This is a genomic window from Ensifer sp. LC384 (assembly GCF_001695865.1).
Taxonomy (GTDB): domain Bacteria; phylum Pseudomonadota; class Alphaproteobacteria; order Rhizobiales; family Rhizobiaceae; genus Ensifer.
The window spans coordinates 55,493-74,648 of record NZ_MBST01000025.1; the positions used below are offsets into that span (position 1 = coordinate 55,493).

Here is a 19,156-nt window from a genome sequence, read left to right on the forward strand (position 1 = left end):
CCGCCGGTCACCCGATGTCTTGAGAACAGGGCACGCCGAGAAAACTGGCGGCCGCACAGGGGAAATTTCGACCGATGGCCTATGCCGCCCGCCATGACGGCCTGCCCGCACGCCGGCCGCTGATGAAGAATATCGCCGATGGGGCCGCACCCTATCTCTACAGCGCACCGGCGCTGATCCTGATCGTCACCGTCATGCTGGTGCCGTTGGCGCTGGGCGTGTCCTACGCCTTCCGCGATATCCAGCTGCTCAATCCGTTCTCCGGTGCCTTCATCGGCCTCGATCACTTCCGGGCGCTGTCGCAGGATCAGGCGTTCTACCGGGCGCTGCGCAACACCCTGTGGTGGACCGGCGCCTCCGTCTTCCTGCAGTTCCTCCTCGGGCTCATCCTCGCGCTGCTGCTCGACAAGCCGTTCTACGGCCGTGGTCTGGCACAGGCGCTCGTTTTCCTGCCCTGGGCGGTGCCGAGCTTCCTTGCCGGCCTCAACTGGTCCTGGCTGTTCAATCCGGTCGTCGGGCCGCTGCCGCACTGGTTTTACGCGCTCGGCATCATGAGTGAGCCGTCCAACATCCTGTCCGACCCACAGCTGGCGATGTGGGGGCCGATCATCGCCAATGTCTGGTGGGGCATCCCGTTCTTCGCCATCACCTTGCTCGCCGCACTGCAGGCGATCCCGCGCGATCTCTATGAGGCGGCCAGCATCGACGGCGCTGGCCCGGTGCAGCGGTTCCTGTCGATCACCCTGCCCTTCCTGGCGCCGACGATCGCCATCACCATTTTGCTTCGCACCGTCTGGATCTCGAACTTCGCCGACCTGATCATCGTCATGACCAATGGCGGACCGGCCGATCGCACCCAGATCGTCGCCAGCTACATCTTCACCCAGGCCTTCAAGCGGCTCGACTTCGGCTACGCCTCGGCGATCGCGCTGGTGCTTCTGGCACTGCTGCTCGCCTATTCCATGCTGATCGTCATCCTGCGCCAATGGCTGCTGAGCAAGGATTGAGACCGATGCGCGCCAAACCTATCCTTCTCGTGACCGCGCATCGGCTGGCGATCCTCGCCTATATCGCCTTCGCGCTTTTCCCGCTCTACTGGCTGTTGAAAGTGGCCGTGACGCCGAACGATCTGCTGTATTCCGAAGGCATCCGGCTCTGGCCGTCGCGCGCCAGTCTCGAGCATTTCGATTTCGTGCTGCGTCACAGCGCCTTCCCGGTCTTCTTCCGCAACAGCCTGATCGTCTCGGGCTCGACGGCCGTCATCGTCACCATCCTTGCATCGCTTTCCGGCTACGCGCTGTCACGCTTCAATTTCCGCGGAAAATACTGGCTGGTGGCGCTGATGCTGCTGACGCAGATGTTCCCGCTCGTCATGCTGGTCGCGCCGATCTTCAAGATCCTGTCGCCGCTCGGCCTTACCAACAGCCTGACCGGCCTCGTCATTGTCTACACTGCCTTCAACGTGCCGTTTGCCACATTCCTGATGCAGTCCTTCTTCGACGGCATTCCGAAGGACCTCGAAGAGGCCGCGATGATCGACGGCGCCACCCAGTTCGTGGCTTTCCGCCAGATCATCCTGCCGCTGACACTGCCCGGCATTGCCGCGACACTCGGCTTCGTCTTCACGGCCGCCTGGAGCGAGCTTCTGTTCTCACTGATGCTGATCTCGGGCAACGACCAGGCGACTTTCCCCGTTGGATTGCTGTCGTTCGTGTCGAAATTCTCGGTCGACTTCGGCCAGATGATGGCCGCCGGCGTGCTGGCGCTGATCCCGGCCTGCCTCTTCTTCCTGCTCATTCAACGCTATCTCGTCCAGGGCCTGACGGCCGGCGCGGTCAAAGGCTGAGGATTGTTTCATGGCTTCCATCGATATCGCCAATATCCGTAAATCCTACGGCATCCACCCGGTCCTGCACGACGTCGACCTGAAGATCGGCGACGGCGAATTCGTCGTGCTTGTCGGCCCGTCGGGCTGCGGCAAATCCACCCTGCTGCGGATGATCGCCGGCCTTGAAAGCGTCACTTCAGGCGAAATCCGCATCGCCGGCAAACGCGTCAACGAACTGGCGCCGAAGGACCGCGACATCGCCATGGTGTTCCAGTCCTATGCGCTTTATCCGCATATGTCGGTGGCCAAGAACATGAGCTATAGCCTGAGGCTCAGGAAGACCGCCAAGGAGAAGATCGCCAGCGTCGTTTCGGGCGCTGCCGCCAAGCTCGGGCTCGATCCGCTGCTGGAGCGCCGCCCGCGCGCCCTTTCCGGCGGCCAGCGTCAGCGCGTCGCCATGGGCCGCGCCATCGTGCGCGAACCCAAGGCCTTTCTCTTCGACGAGCCGCTGTCGAACCTCGACGCGCGGCTGCGCGAACAGATGCGTGCCGAGATCAAGAAACTGCACAAGGATCTGGGCGCCACTTCTATCTACGTCACCCACGACCAGATCGAGGCCATGACGCTTGCCGACCGGATCGTCGCCATGAACGGCGGCTTCGTGCAGCAGGTCGGCAGCCCGCTCGACCTCTACGATCGCCCGGCAAACCTCTTCGTGGCCGGCTTCATCGGCTCGCCCGGCATGAACTTCTTCGAAGGCACCTATCGCAATGGTGCGACGCCACGCTTCGAGACACATGGCGGCGTGACCATTCCGGCGCAAGCGCACGCACAACTGACGGATGGCGCCCGCGCGACGCTCGGCATCCGTCCGGAACATGTCGAGATCGGCACCACGGCACCGGATGCGCTGAAGGCGACCGTCGAACTGGTTGAGCCGACCGGCTTCGGCATCATCCTGCATCTGTCCTTCGGCAAGGCGAGCTTCAAGGCCTTTACCAACGACCGCACCTTTCTTAAGGCAGCGGGTGAGATCCCCGTGCGGCTGCCGCCCGAGCGGCTGCACTTCTTCGACGCCGCCGGCAATCGGGTCTGATTGCAGCGTCGCCCGTAATGTTTGCCGGAGACTGACGCGGCGCGGACGGTATCGCCCAAGTCCGGAGATTGACATCTTACGGACGAGGCGTACCGTCATGCCGTCGCAAGTATCAACCGCCCGTGGCGCCCAATTGAGAGAAGCAAGTACGCCAAGACGACGAATTGACGATAGCCTTCCTTGCCCCGCGCCCGGCGATTTTGAGGAAGTATCATGCGAAACTTTGTTGCTGCCCTTGCCTTTTCGACAACGCTGCTCTGTCCCGTCGCCGCCCTCGCGCAAGAGGGCGATGCCGAGGCCGGCGCCACCGTCTTCAAGAAATGCGCGATCTGTCATGTCGTCGACAGTGATACCAACAAGGTGGGCCCGTCGCTCAACCATGTGCTCGGCCGCACCGCCGGCACGCATCCCAGCTTCAAATATTCGCCGGCGATGATCGATGCCGGCAAGGGTGGGCTTGTCTGGGACGAGGCAACGTTGCGCGACTATCTCCACAATCCGAAGGCGAAGGTGAAGGGCACCAAGATGGTCTTTCCCGGCCTGAAGGACGAGGACGATATCCTCAACCTGCTTGCCTATCTCAAGCAATATTCGCAATAGACGAGACGGTCGGAAACGCCGCACTGGCGCTCAACCGAACGGTCAATTGCGAGCGTTTTCCGTTCGTGCAATAATTGCATTTAGAACTCTACGGATTGCGTATTCATGCCCACAGCCGCGAGCGGCGAGGAGGGACAAGAAATGGCCGTGGTGGTTATTCTGGTTTTGCTGGCCGCCGGATCGGTGTTGTTCCATTTGTTGAGCCCGTGGTGGTGGACGCCGATCGCGTCCAACTGGAACTACATAGACAATACGCTTATCATCACCTTCTGGATCACCGGCGTCGTCTTCGTTGCCGTCGTGCTGTTCATGGCGTACTGTGTCCTGCGTTTTCGGCACCGCCCGGGAAACCGGGCGGCCTATGAACCGGAAAACAAGAAGCTGGAAAGCTGGCTTGCCGCCGGCACGACGCTCGGCGTCGCCGCGATGCTGACGCCCGGCCTGTTCGTCTGGCATCAGTTCGTCACCGTGCCCGCGGGTGCCAGCGAGGTCGAAGTCGTCGGCCAGCAATGGCTGTGGAGCTACCGCCTGCCCGGCGTCGACGGCAAGCTCGGCACCTCCGAGACGCGCGACATCTCGCCGGAAAACTCGCTCGGCCTCAACCGCAACGACACGGCCGCCCTCGACGACATCGTCATCGAAGGCGGCGAGCTGCACCTCGAGATCGGCAAGCCGGTCAAGGTGCTGCTGCGCTCGGTCGACGTGCTGCATGATTTCTACGTGCCGGAGTTCCGCGCCAAAATGGATATGGTGCCCGGCATGGTCACCTATTTCTGGATGACCCCCACGCGCACCGGCACCTTCGAGGTGCTCTGTGCGGAGCTCTGCGGCGTCGGCCACCCGCAGATGCGCGGAACCGTCGTCGTCGACAGCGAAGCCGATTACCAGACCTGGCTCGCAAGCCAGCAGACCTTTTCGCAGTTGATGGCAGCAGCGCAAACGAAGGAAACGGCACAGGCAGAAAATGCCGCCCCGGCGCGGTAGGAGGCGCCCCGACGGCCATTGTTGGGAGAGTTTAGATGGTCGATATCCGGTCAGGCACAGATGGGGCGCTTGAACACGCCGAGGTGGAGGATGTTGAACTCTACCATCCCCACAGCTGGTGGACGCGATACGTCTTCAGCCAGGACGCCAAGATCATCGCCGTACAATATGCCTCGACCGCCATCGCCATCGGCATGGTCGCGCTGGTTCTCTCTTGGCTGATGCGCCTGCAACTCGGCTATCCCGGAGCCTTCGCCTTCATCGATGCGGAGCGCTATTACCAGTTCATCACCATGCACGGCATGATCATGGTGATCTATTTGCTGACCGCACTGTTTCTCGGCGGCTTCGGCAACTACCTCATCCCGCTGATGCTCGGCGCACGCGACATGGTGTTTCCCTACGCCAATATGCTGAGCTACTGGATCTATCTGCTTGCCGTGCTCGTGCTCGCCGCCAGTTTCTTCGCACCCGGCGGGCCGACCGGCGCGGGCTGGACGCTCTATCCGCCGCAAGCGGTGCTCTCAGGCACCCCCGGCGGCAAGGACTGGGGCATTCTCCTGATGCTCTCCTCGCTCATCCTCTTCATCATCGGTTTCACCATGGGCGGGCTCAACTATGTCGTCACCGTTCTCCAGGGCCGCGCGCGCGGCATGACTCTGATGCGCATGCCGCTGACCATCTGGGGCATCTTCACTGCGACCGTGATGGCGCTGCTCGCCTTCCCCGCCCTCTTCGTCGCCTGCGTCATGATGATGTTCGATCGGGTGCTCGGCACCAGCTTCTTCATGCCGGCGATCGTCGAGATGGGCGAACAGCTGCAGCACGGCGGCGGCAGCCCGATCCTGTTCCAGCATCTCTTCTGGTTCTTCGGCCACCCCGAAGTCTACATCGTCGCGCTACCCGCCTTCGGTATCGTCTCCGATCTCATCAGCACCCATGCCCGCAAGAACATCTTCGGCTACCGCATGATGGTCTGGGCAATCGTCATCATCGGTGCGCTCTCCTTCGTCGTCTGGGCGCACCACATGTATGTCAGTGGCATGAACCCCTATTTCGGCTTCTTCTTCGCCACCACGACGCTGATCATCGCCGTGCCGACGGCGCTCAAGGTCTACAACTGGGTGCTGACGCTGTGGCGCGGCGATATCCACCTCACTTTGCCGATGCTGTTTGCGCTCGGCTTCATCGTCACCTTCGTCAATGGTGGCCTGACCGGCCTCTTCCTCGGCAATGTCGTCGTCGACGTGCCGCTTTCCGATACGATGTTCGTGGTTGCCCATTTCCATATGGTCATGGGTGTAGCACCCATCCTCGTCATCTTCGGTGCCATCTATCATTGGTATCCGAAGGTCACCGGCCGGATGCTCAACGAGGCGCTGGGCCAGCTTCACTTCTGGGTCACTTTCGTCGGCGCTTACCTCATCTTCTTCCCGATGCACTATCTCGGCCTGATCGGTGTGCCCCGGCGCTACTACGAAATGGGCGAAACCGCTTTCGTCCCGGCCTCCGCCCACACGCTCAACGAGTTCATCACCATCGCCGCCCTCATCGTCGGCGCAGCACAGATCGTCTTCCTCTTCAATCTCGTCTGGAGCATCCGCCATGGCCGTGATGCCGGCGGCAACCCCTGGCGGGCAACCACGCTCGAATGGCAGACGCCGGAAACGCCGCCACGCCACGGCAACTGGGGCAAGGACCTGCCGGTGGTCTATCGCTGGGCCTATGACTACAGCGTGCCGGGCGCGCCGGAAGATTTCATCCCGCAGAACCAGCCCGGCCCCGGCAACCTGACGCGGGAGGCGGCGACATGAGCATCACGCTCATCTTCCTTGCCGTCGTCGCCGCGATCGCCGGCTGGTGGCTGTCGCAGCAACGAATGATGTCGAAACCCTGGCTTGAGGTCGGCCATCATCACGATCCGCGCCCGCAGGGCCGGCACCCGATCGAGCCGGCCAAACTTGGGCTCGGCGTCTTCCTCGCCGTCGTTAGCGCGCTGTTCACCCTGTTCATCAGCGCCTACTTCATGCGCATGGCATCGACCGACTGGTGGTCGACACCGATGCCGAAGCTCCTGTGGGTGAACACCGCGGTACTTGCAACCGGAAGCCTGCTGCTCCATGCCGCCAAGGCCTCTGCCGAACACCATCGTGACGAGAAAAGCCGCTCGGCGCTCATCGCCGCGCTCGCCGCAGGCCTCGCCTTCCTCGTCGGCCAGGTCCTCGCCTGGCGCGAACTCACCGACGCCGGCTATCTGCTCACGGACAATCCGGCCAACAGCTTCTTCTACATGATCACCGGCATGCACGGCCTGCACATCGTCGGCGGCCTGGTCGCACTTACCCGCACCATCCTTGCGACACGCGCGCGACCGATCGACGAAAGAGCAACCCTGTCGATCACGCTTTGCGCCACCTACTGGCATTTCATGCTCGCTGTCTGGCTCGTGCTGTTTGCACTGTTCTCCGGCTGGGCGAACGACTTCATCGACCTCTGCCGGCAAATCTTGAGCTAGGAGCCGTCCCATGTCCGCGCCGACACACGCACCAGTCACAGAGCCCTTGCCCCGGCCCTCGGGTCTGGTCGGCTTTGCCGCCGATTGGGCATCGGATCAGCGCACCTTCAAGAATGTCTCCTGGGGAAAGGCCATGATGTGGATCTTTCTGCTCAGCGACACCTTCATCTTCGGCTGCTTCCTCGTCGCCTATATGTCGGCGCGCATATCGACCGCCGTGCCCTGGCCGAACCCGAGCGAGGTCTTTGCGCTGCATATCGGCGGCTCGGACGTCCCCCTGATCCTGATCGCCATCATGACCTTCGTGCTGATTTCATCGAGCGGCACCATGGCCATGGCGGTCAACTACGGCTATCGCCGCGACCGGCGCAAGACGGCTGCGCTCATGCTTCTGACCGCGCTCTTCGGCGCCACTTTCGTCGGCATGCAGGCGTTCGAATGGACGAAGCTGATCTCCGAGGGCGTGCGCCCCTGGGGCAACCCATGGGGTGCGGCCCAATTCGGCTCCACCTTCTTCATGATCACCGGTTTCCACGGCACGCACGTGACGATCGGCGTTATCTTCCTGCTGATCATCGCGCGCAAGGTCTGGCGCGGCGACTTCGAAACGGGCAAGCGCGGCTTTTTCACCAGCCGCAAGGGGCAATACGAGATCGTTGAAATCACTGGGCTCTACTGGCACTTCGTCGACCTCGTCTGGGTCTTCATCTTCGCATTCTTCTATCTCTGGTGAGGAACGGCCATGACTGATACACCGGCACATACCGCGGTGACAGAGCACCAGCAGCACCCGATCAGTCTTTACCTGCTCGTCTGGGGCCTGCTCTTCGTGCTCAGCGCCTGTTCCTATCTGGTCGACTATGTCGGCCTGCAGGGCTATCTCAGGTGGTCGTTGATCCTGCTTTTCATGATGCTGAAGGCAGGACTCATCGTTGCCGTTTTCATGCATATGGCCTGGGAGCGCCTGGCGTTGATCTACGCAATCCTGCTGCCACCGCTTCTGGTGCTGGTTTTCGTCGCACTGATGGTATCGGAATCGCACTATGTGCTCTTCAGCCGCCTCGCCTTCTTCGGTGCCGCGCCGTAAGCGGCGGCCAAGAACCGGTCAGAGCAACAGCAGTTTCTTGAGAACCGAGAACACTTCCTTGTAGGGAAGAATGGTAGCCCCGGCAGCGGCGATCGGCAGGAGTGCCGCCGCCGCGACCGGGACGATCGCAGTCCGGCTCAGCAGCATCGCCGACAGCTTGCGCGTCGTCTCATACTGTTTTGTCGGGTCGGCGATGTCGTCGGCCTGCTGCTGCACCTCGTCGGCACTTGCCGCCGCCACGTTCGTCCCGATGATCTTGCGCTCGTTCAAACGTTGATAGCGGGTGGCCTGCGTGCCCAGCATCAACAGGCTGCGTTCCTTCAATTCCGCAAGCGGCTTCGAGAAGGCCGAGAGCGGATAGGCAAAGAGAGCAATCACGATCACCAGCCAACCGGTTGCGATCATGCTGAAAGTTGTAGTCGTCAGGCTTTCCTGCAGCAGATGTTTGGCGATTGCCGCGCCGATCGCCGCGCTGACGCCGAAGATGAAAAGAACATAGGCGTTGGGATAGCCTGCAAGAAAGCCGAGCCCGCCATTTCCGTCCGGATGAGTTGCGACCAGCCGGAGTTCCAGCCGTGCGATCCGGCGCAAAAGCTGCGCCCACACCAAGTGACGCCACAACCCGCGCAACAGCAGGAAAACAAACAGCGGCTGGCTGACGAAGACCATCCACCAGGCGGTCGCCGTAAGACGGTTGCCATCAGGCGAAACCTCGACCGCCCAGGAAGACACGGTCGCCGTGTGGGTATGGGCAAAGGCCAACACTGCGGCGGCAATGGCCAGGACAAGGCAAACGGCCTCCGCAATCCGTGAATCGCGCCGTTTGAGCGCCTTCGTCACGGCATCGCCAAAAGAAGCGACGGAACCAGGCGCGATCAGTGGGGCTTTCAGGAACTGCCCGAGCTTGATGCGCAATCCGCGCTCCACCTGCTGCTCGGCAAGTACGAAGGCACCGATACCGAGCACGAAACGGCCCCAAATACCGAGATCCCCGAGGTAAGAGCCCGGCGTGTCTGCGGCGAGGAAACTGCGCGGCAGGCCGAGCAGGAGCGGCACGAACCAGGCAAGCGCAACGAAAAGCAATGCCCGTCTTCCGGTTTTCAGCGAATGTTCGTGAAGCAGCCCAAGCCGTCGCTGCAATTCGAAGAACGGCCCGCCGTGAGCGGCAAGATACTCGCCTGGCAAAAGGTCGTGGCGCGGCGACGTTTCCGTCACCTGGCCGGCACTCTTGCGAATCTTGTCTTCAATACTCAATAGCGCTCAATCCTCGGTAATGGTCCAGTTGTCATTGGGATTGAACTGCTTGATATCGCGCGCCATCGTATCCGTTCCCGCGCCGAGATCCGCCTGATAGACGGTGCCGTTCCGGTTGACGACGAAGGTATGGATGCCCGTCTCGCCATATCGAACCGGCCAGGCAACAAGCCCGAAACCTGCGATCATGTTGCCGTTGATCACGTAGTCGTAGGCGCCGCCGGCGATGTTTCCCCCCTGGCGCGTCAGGATCTTGAAGCGATAGCCGTAGTAACCTTCGTTCGCCTTGGCTTTATCCAACTGGGCTTGTGAAAGATCTCCTGCGGGACTGTCGCCATCCCCCTGCTCTGCGGGCCAATAGAGACCATCCGTCTGTCCTTCACTCGAAATCAGTTTCTGGGCATATTCGAACACGCCATCGCCGTCGTGATCTTCCTGGGTGTATTCCTCCTGTGCGTCCACATAGGCTCGCACCGTGTTGATCGCCTCAAGCTCATTCTCACCGACACGGCGATTGATGATCTCTTCGATCCCGGCATAGGTGTCAAAGGCCCACTTGCCGTCTTCTCCCTTGGCAATCGGGAAGGGCAAAGGCCAGAGCTGGTCGCCGATCTCGATGATCTTGTTGTCGCCCGCGTCCGTCAGGGTCACCTTCTTGGCGGCGCCCGCCTTGATCTGCTCATAGGTGTTCATCACCCCTTCGCTCGTTTTGAGCTTTTCAGCATCAAGGCCCAGCAACGCGGCTAGCTTGCCCATGTCGCCCGAATTCACTGCCTCCTTGAAAGCAGTCAGCGCCTTGTCCGGATCGTCGAAGGTGGGCGGATCGGTCGGCGAGATATAGTCTGCAAGTTCAGCCGGCTCGCTCTCAGCCGCCAACGACACTCCAGCGTAGGCCGACAGGCCGAGCAGCAACAGCCCGACACCCGAACGGAAAATCATGCTCTGACGATGATGCTTGGTCATGACCATTCCCTCCCGTTTCGCGCGCTCAACGACGACGTCCGCCACCACCGCGTCCGCCGCCACCATGACGGGCCCCGCCGCCACCGCCGTGCCGGGCCATAGACCGACCGCCACCGCCGCCGTGGCTGATGGAGCGATGCGGCGGGCGCCCGCTGCGGGCGCCGCCACCGAGGGCCTGGCCGCCGCGCCGCGACTGGATCTGCGTCGCCTTGCCGGAACGCACTTCCCCGAGACCTGACGGTTTGCGCGGACGATTGTCGACTTTACCTGCCGGACGCGGCTTGCTCGCCGGCCGATTGATCTTGCCGCCGGAACCGGCGCCGGGTTTTGAGACACTGCTGGCGCGCTTTGCCGCCGCGGCGGCACCAGCCTGCCTGTTGGCCGCCCCTGCGTTCGGCCTTGCGGTCGCCGCTCGGTTCTTCGCACCATCGATCTTGTTGGCCCGAACATCCTTCAGATCCTTGAAGGAACCCGTGTCGACCTTCTGCCGCAGGCTTGCGCTCGCATTGCTTCGGGTGATCTTGGCCTTGTCGCGAATATTGTTGTGACCGCTGGCTTCGAGCCTGTTCTTCATGTTCGTTCGGTCGAGCTTGGCGAACTGGCTCTTGTCGATGTTGATCTTGCTCCGGTCGACGTTCTTCCAGTCGATGTCGTTGAACTTGACCTTGCCGTTGATATCGATGTCGTTGAAGCAACGGTTGCAGTCGACGTCGATGTCTCCATCGAACCGCCCGCCCCACACGCCCCAGTCATCCCAGTCGACAATCGCACCGAACACCGCTCCGGTCACCGCACCCGCAAAGAACGTCGCCGCCGGATAATAGTAGCTCGGATATGGCTCCGGATAATACGACAGCGGCTCCGGCGCATAGTCCGGCACGTAGAGCATCTCCGGCTCGTATTGGGGTACGTAGATCTTTTCCGGATTGGCCGCCTGGATGATGACGTTGTCGTTCTCCTGAACGACCTTCATCTTGTCGTCGGTCTTCAGCACGCCCGAAGCAACCGCCTTGTCGCGAAGCTGCTGAATGGCGACCAGCACGTCCTTTTGCTGGTAGGCCATGGCATCAGACAGGGTCTGCGTCCAGTCCAGGTCCTCGCTCATCATCTTGACGAGCTCGGGATAGTTCAGCAACGAGATGACGCTGCCGTCCCAGCTGTCCTTGGGCTTCAGGTCCTTGTTCTTCTTGAGGTTTTCAAGATAGCGCTCCGCTTCGACGATCTGCAGGGGAAAGAGCGAGGCGGAGGCGATGAGCGCGACCAACTCGTCGGGGTAGAGCGCGATACGGGCGACAAGGACTTCGAGTTCGTCCTCGCTGAGCGGCGCAGGCTTATCCGCGTCATCCTGCTGAGCCGCCGAGGGATCGGTGGCGGCTTGTTCCTGCGCAAACGCCCGAAAATTGTAGGTGTAGGGCTCCGGGATCAGCAAGCAGGCCGTGGCCAGAAAGCAGATCGATCGATGCAAACGGATGACACTTAGAACTGCCATTTCCCCTCCCGTTCGGACGCATTCTCGCATCACCTGTCTTGTCTGCTGGTGCGTCGCTCTCTGTCTGTCTATCTGCTGGTCTGATATGTCGGCAGCGCCTTGGCCGCCTCAAGTGTGCGCGGATACTACTGCATAAGGTCTTTCTTTTTCAATGCACAAATGATGTCCCTGCGAAGGCACCTTCTCTGGGTTGTGGCAAACGACCTCTCCAGGCCTGCGATGCTACCGCCAAACGGCTAGGTCCTGCCCAAATGGATATAGACGAATTGCAGGCTCTTCTTTTCCCGCAACTGGCTACAGAATAGCCGTTCAATTCGGGCCCATGTTCTGCGCGATGTCGCAGGGCCTGTGCTGAAAGGTGGATTGGAGAGACGGCGATGACGGAAACTCGTCCCTTGTCGGAAGAAGCGCCGAACACGAACACCAATCAGAACACGGTCGCGACAGCTGCCGGCGGACATCTGGCGCTGGTCCCCACCTGGCTCCCCCTTGAGCTTGTCCCCGACCCGGATGGTAATTCGGCCGGAAGCGGCGGCGACGGTACGAGCATCGGCACGCTCAGCAGCAATACCCTGGCTGTATTCATGCCCTCCAACGCAGCCATCACCGGCCCTCACTCGGCGGCAGATGCCCAGCAGGGCAATAACGCCCTGATCAACCAACATGCAACCGAAATGGCCGGCATGGGCGGAGATGGCGGCAACGGCAACATGGCCGGCAGCGGTGGCGGCAATGCCGGCGGCGGCGGCAGCGGCACCTTCATCGGCGGCCTCGTCAGCACGGACGTGGGCGTGTTTGCCCCGGTGAACACCGCCGTTGCAGCAGGACCGGAATCGACAGCCACGGCCACCCAGACCAACAACGCAGCGATGCTGCAGGGTGCGACCCAGATCGGCGGCATCGGCGGTTCGGGTGGCGACAACAACATTAGCGGCGGTGGCGGCGGCTCATCTGCCAGCCACGGAACATCCATCACCTTCACCGGCGACAATTTCGCCGGACACGGCGGCGATGGCACCTTCATCGGCAGCATGATCGACGTGAACGTCGCGGTCTTTTCGCCGATCAACATCGCAATTGGCGCTGCCGGCGGGGACGCCCAAGCCCACCAGACCAACAACGCCATCTTCGATCAAGGCGGCATGCAGATCGCCGGTATCGGCGGCGCCGGCGGCGGTTTCAACCTGTCGTCGGACACGATCTTCACCGGCGGCCAGATGGCCGGCGGCGGCGGATCGGGCTATTCGAACGGGAGCATGGTCGATGTCAGTATCGGCTATTTCCACCCGATCAACATTGCCGTTCCGGCCGGCGGCACGGCGGATGCGCAACAGCTCAACACCGTCCTATACGACCAGCACGCATTGCAGGTCGGTGGCATCGGCGGGCTTGGCGGCGAAGGCAACCTGTCCGACGCGCACTCGGCCCTCGTCGACGATATCCTGACTTTCGTGGACGGCTGACATCCCCGGCTGTGCCCTTGGTGGCTTCTCCTGGCGCATATATGGCGTGGTGGCGATTGCCAACCTGTGCGCGCCAAGCCTTTGTGGCCGGATCGGCACCTATACATACCCCACCCAAAAGAACGTCCCCGAATGTCCGGCTGGTTCGCGCAGGCGATCACGCGCACCATCTGTCTGCGGGTACCCCGTCTGCGACAACGTCGCATCCTACCGAAACCGCTCGAGAACACGGGGTAAGCTACATAGAGGAGCAACGCTATGCCTATTCCGCAAGCATCTGACACGATCAATCTCAGCAATTCCGATGCTGGCGACGCGAGTGCCGGCAACGGCGGCGACGGCTTCAACTATGGTGATATCTACTACAACCCAGTGGCCTATGTCGCCAACACGCAGACCGTCGAAGGCGCCTATACCAACCTCTACAATGGCGACGATGTCTGGCAAAACGCTGGCTGGGGAACCGGCAGCGCTGACGGCGGCGGTCTTGTTCAGGTACCGATCGCCGTCTTTGCGACCCTCACCAATAGCGGTGCGGGCGGCGCCGGCGGCAATCCCACATCGAGTGGCGACCAGAGCAACTCGAGTGGTGGCAATGTAGCGGCCGTGGCAGCCGACACCACCGCAACGCAGAACACGCAATTGGTTGCTGATCAGAGCGCCACCATTCTCGCCGGCGTCGGCGGCGGCGGCGGCAACGGCAACTTTGCTCAAGGCGGCAACATATCGTCGGCCCTGGTGCACACGAATCCGTGGACCGAAACCAACACGAGCACATCAACGAACACCGAAACCGCGACGGTTTCGAATGCGCTCGCCAACTTCAGTAACGAATTCGGCACCATCGACCTGAGCGATATCGGGACGTGAAGTCAGCCATGAGGATCGCCGGCTTCGGCCGGTGATCCTCATCTTCCCGTGCCTTGGCCGATACCCTTGCCTTGTCAGAATCGATTGCACCGAGATCTGATAATGACAGCGAAATCTACACCATTGCAGCGCGAACCGACGCATCTGGTCATGGCCCTTCGGGCTTGCGCCGGGGCCTTCGGCTTGGTCTTCCTCTATAGCTGTGGCTACAACCTCTTTCTTCTCGCCCCGTCCATCTATCTGCTGCAGATCTACGATCGGGTTCTGTCGAGCCGCAGCGCTGATACGCTGGTGATGCTGACGCTGATCATCGCGATCGCGGTCGTGGTCGGGTCGCTGCTGGATATCGTGCGCCGCGCGGCCCTTTCACGCATTGGCAGTTGGCTTGATCATCGGTTGCGGCCGGTGGTTCTCACCGCTTCCTTCGAATATGGCGCGCGCACCGACGCGGGTGTCGCGACCGAGTGCTACAAGGACCTGTCGATCCTGCGCCAGTTCCTTGATTCGCCTGCCAGTTCCCTGCTTTTCGACATTCCCTGGGCGCCCGTCTTCCTGTTATTGCTCTTTCTCGTTCATCCTCTGCTCGGCGTCATCGGGCTTCTGAGTGCGCTCACCCTGCTTTTGCTTGCCACCTTGACAGAGATGGCGACGCGGCGGCCGCTGGCCCACGCCAACCTTACCTTGGCCCGCAGCTACACGCGCTTTTCCAGCGCCCTCAAATACATCCAGGTGATCCGCGCGATGGGTATGCAGGATGGTGCCGCACAGATCGTCTACCGCGACGCCGAGACGGCGCGAAAGGCGCAAGACAACGCAATGCATCGCACGGAGATCATTCTGGGCTTGTCGAAATCCGTCAGGACGCTTACGCAAATTCTGATGATGGGTGCGGCCACCTTGCTTGTGCTCGAGGAGAACAGCAGCCCCGGCATCATCTTTGTCGCAAGCTTGCTGCTCGGGCGCGGGCTTGCGCCTGTTGAAGGGGCGATCGGCGCCTGGAGGTCCTTCGCCTTTGCGCGCAACTCCTTCAACAGGCTCAATGCCATGTTGATCGCCGTCGCGGCGGACAGTGGCGCACGCATGGTTCCGGTCCCCGAACCCAGCGGTCTCGTTCTCGAGGGCGTCGGCTATACGCTCCCCTTCGCAGATCGCCAGATATTGCAGGGCGTGACGCTTCGGCTGGCGCCGGGCGATTGCGTCGCCCTGATTGGGCCGTCGGGATCGGGAAAATCGACGCTCGGTCGTATCATCGCCGGCGTCGAGCCGGCGACGAGCGGCTGCGCACTTCTTGGCGGTGTCGACATCTCCGCCCTGCGCCTGTGCGCAGGCACACGTCATGTCGGTTACTTGCCGCAGGACATCGAGCTCTTCGGCGGCGCCGTCAAGGACGTCATCGGCCGGCTGGACGGAGCGGATCCCGGCAAGGCGATCGAGGCAGCCAAGCTCGTCGGGCTGCACGAAACGATAATGCGCCTGCCCAAGGGCTACGACACCGATATCGGCGAAGGCGGCGGCCTACTCCTGCGGGCGCAGCGCCAGCAGCTTGGGCTGGCGCGTGCCGCCTACGGCAATCCGTCACTGGTGGTGCTTGACGATCCGAACTCGAGCCTCGACTACGACGGCGAGCGCAAGCTGTTCACCGCCATATCGCGAATGAGATCCCGCGGCATGATTGTCGTCATCATCACCCATAGGATGGGAATTCTGCCCGTTACCAACAAGATCGCCATTCTGCGCAACGGCACGGTCGACGCCTTCGGAGACAGCGAGCAGATCTTCGAAACCCATCTTCAGCCTCCGGCGCGAACCGGAACGTAGGAGGGGGACGGCACCATGCACCTTGTTCAGATCGAACCGCCGTCCGCGCGGATCATTGCCACCCCGAATACGGCCAACCGCTCGGCAAAGGCGCAAGGTCCGATCGGAAAATTGCTGACCTATTCACCGCAGGACGGCATCAACCCGATCGAGCTCGCAGCCGCCTCGCCGCTGTCCAGGCTGCGCTCCGTCGCTTGGACCGGCAATCTCCTGATCGGCTTCTTCGTCATCGGCCTTGGCACGTGGTCGGCACTGGCGCCGCTCAGCAGTGCGGCAATCGCCTCCGGCGTCGTCGAGCCGGAAAGCAGCCGCAAGACCATTCAACATCTGGAAGGCGGGATCATCCGGCAGATCCGCGTGAAGAACGGCGATGCCGTCACCTCCGGCCAGGTCCTGATCGAACTGGACGACACCAAATTCCGCTCGGAACGCGACAGCCTCCAGGGGCAGCTCTGGGACGCAGAGGCCAGGCGCGCGCGCCTGCTGGCCGAGCAGGATGATGCCGACAACATAACCTACCCGACCGAGATGCTGGCTGTCATGGTCGACAACCCCTCGGTCAAGGCGATCGTCATCGGGCAGCAGCGGATTTTCGAGACCCGTCGCCAGGTCATGCTGTCCGAGATTGCGATCACCCAAGAAAGAATGAAGCAGGTTCAGCAGGAAGTCGTCGGCCTTGCCGCCCAGAAGGCAGCGCTGAGCGAACGGGTCGAAATCTCCAGGCAGGAGCTTGAGAGCGTCACGACGTTGACCGCCAAGGGGCTCGAGAAGAAAAGCCGTGTCCTCAACCTGCAGCGCGAAAAGGCCGATATCAGCGGGCGGCTGGGAGAAATCGCCGCCCAGATTTCTCGTGCCTACCAGGTGATCAGCGAAGCCCAGGCCTATCTCGTCAAACTTCGAAGCGACCGGCTAAACGAAGTCGCGCAGACGATGCGCGAAACGGAAACGCAGATCCTGCAACTGAGCGAAAGGTTGCGCGCGATCGATGATCAGCTTGCCAGAACCGAGATCAAGGCGCCTGAAGACGGCGTGATCATGGATTTGCGGATCCATACCAACGGCGGCGTCATCGGTGCCGGCGAGCCGCTCGTCGACCTCGTCCCACGCAAGGGCCGCCTGATCGTCTCGGCCCGGGTGCGGCCCGAGGACATCAATCTGGTGCATCCGGGACTTGAGGCACAGGTCCACCTGCTGCCTTACAACCAGCACCGTGTACCGCTTCTGAAGGGCAAGGTGGAATATGTCTCGGCGGACCGTCTGGTCGATAAGCAAACCGGCCAGTCCTACTATGCCGCAACGATCCATGTGGTCGACGAGCGGCTGGCGACGATGAGCGACGTCGAGCTTGTGCCCGGCATGCCGGCCCAAACGCTGATCGAGACCGGACGCAACAGCGTTGCCCTCTATGCGCTGAGACCGCTGCTGGACAGTTTCAACAGAGCATTTCGTGAGGACTGAAACATGCTGTAGCCGGCTGCTCTGTGCGCGATGCGAATGGAGGTTCGTGCTCCATTGATGCCCGATGCCCCTTGCATCCCTGGCTTGGTTCCACCGAAGGATACCATGATGGGCAAGCGAAAATTCGATGACGATGAGATCATGGACATCCTCAGGGAGCATCAGGCCGGCGCAACGGTGGTGGAGGTCTGCCAACGTTATGGCATCAGCGAACCGACCTTCTATCGCTGGCAATCCTCGCAGCTTCGAACCGTCGGTTTCGACGTCAAACGCATACGGGCGCTCGAGCAGGAGAACCAAAAGCTGAAGAAGCTGCTTGCCGAAGCCATGCTGACGGCCGCGACACTGAGCGAGATGTTGGAGAAAACCTCGAAATGACAACGGCTACGTTACCGCCGCTCCATTGCCGGACGAGGGCCTGCCGCCCAGTCGCGCGACGACCTCCGTGCGGTTCTGCACCTGAAGCTTGCGCATGATATGCTGGAGATGCATTTTCACCGTGTGGCCCGACAGGTTAAGTTTGCCGGCGATAACCTTGTTGGAAGAGCCGCATTGCAGCTCGGCCAGCACGTCGGCTTCCCGTGGCGTGAAGTCGGCCAGAATCAGTTCGTCGGCGCGCGGCCGCCTGACCTTTCGGTCCGCATGCTCGGGTACCACGTGCAGCGTCGCGCCGTCGGTAAACGCACCCAGCGGATGCGGACAGAACACCCCGCCTGCCAGCACCAGTCGCAAACCAGCCAGGGCAATCTCAATCGGCAGCGATGTGGTGAAGAAGCCGCGGATGCCCATCTGGAGCGCCTGCGCCGCTATCGAGCTGTCGTCTGTATCCGACAACAAAGCGACCGGCGCCTCAGGAAAACGAGCCGCAACGGCGGCAAGGTCGGACAGCAGACCACCGCTTCGCACCCCCCTCCCCGCCAGATCAAGCGTGATCAGGCGCACGTCCATGCCCAGAGCCCGATCGAGGCTCGCTGTCGAGATCATATCGATGAAGTTCCATCCCGCAAGTTCGCGCTCGAGGAGCGTGACGATGGCGGTGCGGGCAAGCGTGTGCGGTTCGATGACGATGCCGGTCGGTGCATTGCGCCCTTTGCGGCGCACCGTTCCTGAACTGATGGACACGAGTCGACCCCCAGGATGTTTGCAACCTCTAAGGGGGCATACTAGGCCCGAACATGCATCATGTCATGAGAAAATGGGGATTAATCCGATTGGACCAATTTCACGAAGCTATTGAGGAAAAAAGCTTTTTTTGACTGAACTTTCCGAATTGGTCGGTTGTAACATATCTTGAGTAGTGAAACTCGCGTTGTTCATCGAGACAATGATGCAACGCGTATCGATCGCATGGCGATATTTTGCAACTGGATTTGGCCGCGTTCCTCGTGTGCCAACCAGCAGACACTTCGTGGGCGGCCCCTGGTCGCCTGCCCAGGAGGCCGCAAGCTTTCGGCTGAGTATAGCGGCGAAACGTCCCCTATTGCGGTCGCCGAGGGCGGTTGCAAGCCGCTTGCGACCCGAGCCTCGGAGTTGAGCCTGTCCGGCTCGCCTGGCGCATCTTGGATGGGCTTCGCATCATCGCGCACCTGCCTACTGCGTAATTCCTTAAATCGTGACCTTGCCCCCAAGTTTTATCCGGTTTTGAGTTCGCTCCAGCGGTTTTTGGTTGCGGTATTTGCGGCGGTAGCGGCGGGTTGCGGTGCGAAGCCATTTCGGCTGCGCAGCACCGCA

The 19,156-nt window shown here is 61.5% G+C and carries 18 protein-coding genes; 14 read left to right on the top strand and 4 right to left on the bottom strand.

Annotated features, from left to right (window positions below):
• Nucleotides 1-74 precede the first annotated feature (74 nt).
• The 9 genes from BC363_RS19975 to BC363_RS20015 all read left to right on the top strand — a co-directional run bounded on the left by BC363_RS19975 (nt 75) and on the right by BC363_RS20015 (nt 8,110).
• A complete protein-coding gene (locus BC363_RS19975; protein WP_065783628.1) occupies nt 75-1,007 on the top strand; it encodes a sugar ABC transporter permease in 933 nt (310 codons plus the stop codon).
• 5 nt (nt 1,008-1,012) lie between these two features.
• Nucleotides 1,013-1,846, top strand: coding sequence for a carbohydrate ABC transporter permease (locus BC363_RS19980; RefSeq protein WP_065783627.1), 834 nt, complete (start codon nt 1,013-1,015; stop codon nt 1,844-1,846).
• A 10-nt stretch (nt 1,847-1,856) separates the two neighbouring features.
• Nucleotides 1,857-2,924 (top strand): sn-glycerol-3-phosphate ABC transporter ATP-binding protein UgpC, encoded by a 1,068-nt coding sequence (ugpC, locus tag BC363_RS19985; RefSeq protein WP_065783626.1) that lies wholly within the window; start codon nt 1,857-1,859, stop codon nt 2,922-2,924.
• Between the two features lie 213 nt (nt 2,925-3,137).
• Nucleotides 3,138-3,524 carry a cytochrome c family protein gene (locus BC363_RS19990; protein WP_065783625.1) on the top strand — a complete coding sequence of 129 codons (387 nt, stop codon included), beginning with the start codon at nt 3,138-3,140 and terminating at the stop codon, nt 3,522-3,524.
• A gap of 141 nt (nt 3,525-3,665) precedes the next feature.
• Nucleotides 3,666-4,508 (top strand): cytochrome c oxidase subunit II, encoded by an 843-nt coding sequence (locus BC363_RS19995; protein ID WP_065783624.1) that lies wholly within the window; start codon nt 3,666-3,668, stop codon nt 4,506-4,508.
• A gap of 35 nt (nt 4,509-4,543) precedes the next feature.
• Nucleotides 4,544-6,322 carry a cytochrome c oxidase subunit I gene (gene ctaD / locus BC363_RS20000; protein ID WP_065783623.1) on the top strand — a complete coding sequence of 593 codons (1,779 nt, stop codon included), beginning with the start codon at nt 4,544-4,546 and terminating at the stop codon, nt 6,320-6,322.
• Nucleotides 6,319-7,023 carry a cytochrome c oxidase subunit 3 gene (locus BC363_RS20005; RefSeq protein ID WP_065783622.1) on the top strand — a complete coding sequence of 235 codons (705 nt, stop codon included), beginning with the start codon at nt 6,319-6,321 and terminating at the stop codon, nt 7,021-7,023. The genes ctaD and BC363_RS20005 overlap by 4 nt, the downstream gene beginning before the upstream one ends.
• Before the next feature lie 10 nt (nt 7,024-7,033).
• The gene (locus BC363_RS20010) at nt 7,034-7,756 is read left to right on the top strand and encodes a heme-copper oxidase subunit III family protein (RefSeq protein ID WP_065783621.1); all 723 of its coding nucleotides are present in this window, start codon (nt 7,034-7,036) and stop codon (nt 7,754-7,756) included.
• 9 nt (nt 7,757-7,765) lie between these two features.
• Nucleotides 7,766-8,110, top strand: coding sequence for a cytochrome C oxidase subunit IV family protein (locus BC363_RS20015; protein WP_065783620.1), 345 nt, complete (start codon nt 7,766-7,768; stop codon nt 8,108-8,110).
• Between the two features lie 18 nt (nt 8,111-8,128).
• Here BC363_RS20015 and BC363_RS20020 read toward each other — a convergent pair whose 3' ends face one another.
• Genes BC363_RS20020 through BC363_RS20030 form a run of 3 tightly spaced genes read right to left on the bottom strand, consistent with a single transcriptional unit; the run spans nt 8,129 to nt 11,816 of the window.
• Nucleotides 8,129-9,364: a hypothetical protein gene (locus BC363_RS20020; RefSeq protein ID WP_141690378.1), complete on the bottom strand. Its 1,236-nt coding sequence runs from the start codon at nt 9,362-9,364 to the stop codon at nt 8,129-8,131.
• Nucleotides 9,365-9,370: 6 nt separating this feature from the next.
• On the bottom strand, nt 9,371-10,327 hold the full coding sequence (locus BC363_RS20025) for a DUF2950 domain-containing protein (protein ID WP_065783674.1): 957 nt from the start codon (nt 10,325-10,327) through the stop codon (nt 9,371-9,373).
• 25 nt (nt 10,328-10,352) lie between these two features.
• Nucleotides 10,353-11,816, bottom strand: coding sequence for a DUF3300 domain-containing protein (locus BC363_RS20030; RefSeq protein ID WP_083223510.1), 1,464 nt, complete (start codon nt 11,814-11,816; stop codon nt 10,353-10,355).
• A gap of 377 nt (nt 11,817-12,193) precedes the next feature.
• Between BC363_RS20030 and BC363_RS20035 the strand changes: the two genes are divergently transcribed.
• From BC363_RS20035 to BC363_RS20055, 5 genes are all read left to right on the top strand, one after another.
• Nucleotides 12,194-13,279 carry a hypothetical protein gene (locus BC363_RS20035; RefSeq protein ID WP_065783617.1) on the top strand — a complete coding sequence of 362 codons (1,086 nt, stop codon included), beginning with the start codon at nt 12,194-12,196 and terminating at the stop codon, nt 13,277-13,279.
• 258 nt (nt 13,280-13,537) lie between these two features.
• Nucleotides 13,538-14,149: a PE-PGRS family protein gene (locus BC363_RS20040; RefSeq protein WP_065783616.1), complete on the top strand. Its 612-nt coding sequence runs from the start codon at nt 13,538-13,540 to the stop codon at nt 14,147-14,149.
• A 102-nt stretch (nt 14,150-14,251) separates the two neighbouring features.
• Complete coding sequence (locus BC363_RS20045) at nt 14,252-15,967, top strand: type I secretion system permease/ATPase (protein ID WP_065783615.1); 1,716 nt, start codon at nt 14,252-14,254, stop codon at nt 15,965-15,967.
• 15 nt (nt 15,968-15,982) lie between these two features.
• The gene (locus tag BC363_RS20050; protein WP_065783614.1) at nt 15,983-17,425 is read left to right on the top strand and encodes an HlyD family type I secretion periplasmic adaptor subunit; all 1,443 of its coding nucleotides are present in this window, start codon (nt 15,983-15,985) and stop codon (nt 17,423-17,425) included.
• A 108-nt stretch (nt 17,426-17,533) separates the two neighbouring features.
• Nucleotides 17,534-17,803 carry a transposase gene (locus BC363_RS20055; RefSeq protein ID WP_053248396.1) on the top strand — a complete coding sequence of 90 codons (270 nt, stop codon included), beginning with the start codon at nt 17,534-17,536 and terminating at the stop codon, nt 17,801-17,803.
• Between the two features lie 6 nt (nt 17,804-17,809).
• On the opposite strand, the gene BC363_RS20060 is transcribed toward BC363_RS20055, so the two are convergent.
• Complete coding sequence (locus BC363_RS20060) at nt 17,810-18,547, bottom strand: response regulator transcription factor (RefSeq protein WP_065783613.1); 738 nt, start codon at nt 18,545-18,547, stop codon at nt 17,810-17,812.
• Nucleotides 18,548-19,156: the final 609 nt, after the last annotated feature.

Excerpts from the sequence above, each read along its gene's own strand:
- BC363_RS19975 (WP_065783628.1), top strand. The coding sequence starts at position 75 with ATGGCCTATGCCGCCCGCCATGACGGCCTGCCCGCACGCCGGCCGCTG.
- BC363_RS19980 (WP_065783627.1), top strand. The coding sequence starts at position 1,013 with ATGCGCGCCAAACCTATCCTTCTCGTGACCGCGCATCGGCTGGCGATC.
- ugpC (WP_065783626.1), top strand. The coding sequence starts at position 1,857 with ATGGCTTCCATCGATATCGCCAATATCCGTAAATCCTACGGCATCCAC.
- BC363_RS19990 (WP_065783625.1), top strand. The coding sequence starts at position 3,138 with ATGCGAAACTTTGTTGCTGCCCTTGCCTTTTCGACAACGCTGCTCTGT.
- BC363_RS19995 (WP_065783624.1), top strand. The coding sequence starts at position 3,666 with ATGGCCGTGGTGGTTATTCTGGTTTTGCTGGCCGCCGGATCGGTGTTG.
- ctaD (WP_065783623.1), top strand. The coding sequence starts at position 4,544 with ATGGTCGATATCCGGTCAGGCACAGATGGGGCGCTTGAACACGCCGAG.
- BC363_RS20005 (WP_065783622.1), top strand. The coding sequence starts at position 6,319 with ATGAGCATCACGCTCATCTTCCTTGCCGTCGTCGCCGCGATCGCCGGC.
- BC363_RS20010 (WP_065783621.1), top strand. The coding sequence starts at position 7,034 with ATGTCCGCGCCGACACACGCACCAGTCACAGAGCCCTTGCCCCGGCCC.
- BC363_RS20015 (WP_065783620.1), top strand. The coding sequence starts at position 7,766 with ATGACTGATACACCGGCACATACCGCGGTGACAGAGCACCAGCAGCAC.
- BC363_RS20025 (WP_065783674.1), bottom strand. The coding sequence starts at position 10,327 with ATGACCAAGCATCATCGTCAGAGCATGATTTTCCGTTCGGGTGTCGGG.
- BC363_RS20030 (WP_083223510.1), bottom strand. The coding sequence starts at position 11,816 with ATGGCAGTTCTAAGTGTCATCCGTTTGCATCGATCGATCTGCTTTCTG.
- BC363_RS20035 (WP_065783617.1), top strand. The coding sequence starts at position 12,194 with ATGACGGAAACTCGTCCCTTGTCGGAAGAAGCGCCGAACACGAACACC.
- BC363_RS20040 (WP_065783616.1), top strand. The coding sequence starts at position 13,538 with ATGCCTATTCCGCAAGCATCTGACACGATCAATCTCAGCAATTCCGAT.
- BC363_RS20045 (WP_065783615.1), top strand. The coding sequence starts at position 14,252 with ATGACAGCGAAATCTACACCATTGCAGCGCGAACCGACGCATCTGGTC.
- BC363_RS20050 (WP_065783614.1), top strand. The coding sequence starts at position 15,983 with ATGCACCTTGTTCAGATCGAACCGCCGTCCGCGCGGATCATTGCCACC.
- BC363_RS20055 (WP_053248396.1), top strand. The coding sequence starts at position 17,534 with ATGGGCAAGCGAAAATTCGATGACGATGAGATCATGGACATCCTCAGG.